Origin of the sequence: Marinomonas lutimaris (genome assembly GCF_019426345.1) — a bacterium.
GTDB lineage: Bacteria > Pseudomonadota > Gammaproteobacteria > Pseudomonadales > Marinomonadaceae > Marinomonas > Marinomonas lutimaris.
Genome location: NZ_JAHLLW010000056.1, coordinates 1 through 614, shown reverse-complemented (window position 1 = coordinate 614; position 614 = coordinate 1). Strand labels below are relative to the sequence as shown.

Below are 614 nucleotides of genomic sequence, written 5' to 3'. Positions count from 1 at the left end.
CACGCATCACAGGGAAAATCCCATCTAAATACGCAACACTTGCGCCTTCCATATCGAGGCCGTAGTGCTTGTACATGGCTATGCCACCCTTTGGTGCCACTTCATAATAATCTTTAATAAACCAGCGGATAAAGTCTAAGCCTTCACTTTCAGGAAAAGGTTTAAGCATCTCTAAAAGAGCATCGCCATCGCTACTGTCTTTCAGTCGAGCCATCATCTGATCTGAACTGGTGACAATATCTTTATTCGTCACGACACCAACAAAAAGAGCAGTATCAGCAGGAATGTATTCGATCATCTTGTCGATGTTATTATCTTTTTGGAACCAGCCAAAAACATCTAAATTAAAGCCAAATGCGGCAGCAGAAGATAAGCAAGCCATGACTGCGACGGCTTTAAAGAATTTTCCCTTCATTACGAATCCTTTAGGATGAGTACTCATTACAAGTCACTTAAAATGGGGGTTAAAATAGTGTGTCAAAAACGACAGGATTCTAACGCTAATTTTGAAAAAGAAATACAGAAAAACAGCACGATTTGGACTCTAAATCATGGAGAAACAGCCTTTACAGCACCTTTGATTTGATAAATTTATGCTACGTGTAATGAGTTAA

General features: G+C 39.4%; 1 protein-coding gene. It reads right to left on the bottom strand.

The window, feature by feature from the left end:
- Nucleotides 1-415, bottom strand: a 415-nt coding sequence (locus tag KPL72_RS21090) for a hypothetical protein (protein WP_219704359.1), incomplete at its 3' end; no start/stop codon positions are given.
- Between the last annotated feature and the right edge of the window lie 199 nt (nt 416-614).